A 1129-nucleotide genomic window follows, 5' to 3' on the forward strand; every position below is an offset into this window, starting at 1 on the left:
AGTCATTGGGAGCGCTGCTATCATAGCGGTGGTCTAGAAGCCCTGATTCCACGCAAACGTGGAAAGCCCAAGCAAATGCCCTTACTACCACCTACAGAGCCGTCCGAATCCCTTCCGGATCCCGCAGAACGCACCCACGACGAATTGGTCGCTGAGGTAAACCAATTGCGCATGGAGGTTGCTTACCTAAAAAAGTTAGAAGCCTTAGCTCAAGCGCAGAAGCGGCAGAGTACGACAATGCGCAAAAAACGCAAGTAGTCACTGAGCTAAGGCAGTATTTCCCGTTGAGCGCATTGCTTGAGCTCGCTGGCATGCCACGCAGTACCTTCTACTATCAGCAGAAAGCGGCCCAGGCATGCGACAAATATGCAGGACTGAAGAAGCAGATCGCTGCCATCTATGCTCGCCACAAGGGGCGGTATGGCTACCGGCGCATCACTTTGGCCATCAGGCAGTTGGGCGAGAAGGTCAACCACAAGACCGATCAAAGCCTGATGCGCAAGCTCGGCCTCAAGTCGCTGGTACGGCCCAAAAAGTATCGGTCGTACAAAGGAGAGGTCGGACAAGCAGCGCCGCATATCCTGAAGCGATGCTTCGAGGCCAATGGCGCCAATCAAAAATGGGTAACGGATGTGACGGAGTTCAAGGTGCGCGGCGAGAAGCTGTACCTCTCGCCGGTCATGGATTTGTACAACGGCGAAATCATTGCATTTGAGACCTCAAGGCATCCAGAGTTCGCATTGGTTGGCAGCATGCTCAGGAAGGCTTTGAAAAAGCTCAAGCACAATGAGAGGCCCATCGTGCATTCGGATCAAGGCTGGCAATACCGAATGCCGGCTTATCAGCGTGCATTACGAGAAAAAAAAGTGGTGCAGAGCATGTCGCGTAAAGGGAACTGTCTTGACAACGCGGCCATGGAAAGCTTCTTCGCTGTGCTCAAGACAGAGTTCTTCTATCTGAACAAGTTCGGCAGCGTCGATGAACTACAACGCGGCATCAAAAAGTACATCCACTACTATAATCACGACCGCATCAAGCTCAAGCTAAAAGGGCTGAGTCCCGTGCAATACAGAACTCAGCCCTGGGCAACCTAGCAAACTAAACCGTCCAACTATCTGGGGTCAGTTCA

1 pseudogene is annotated in these 1129 nt (G+C 52.4%); it reads left to right on the forward strand.

The annotated features are described in order from the left end of the window. A pseudogene (locus ACP7EG_RS27660) lies at window positions 1–1094 on the forward strand (IS3 family transposase); the annotation flags it as partial. Between the last annotated feature and the right edge of the window lie 35 nt (window positions 1095–1129).

The organism is Janthinobacterium sp. PSPC1-1 (assembly GCF_049897625.1).
Classification (GTDB): Bacteria; Pseudomonadota; Gammaproteobacteria; order Burkholderiales; family Burkholderiaceae_D; genus Janthinobacterium; species Janthinobacterium tructae.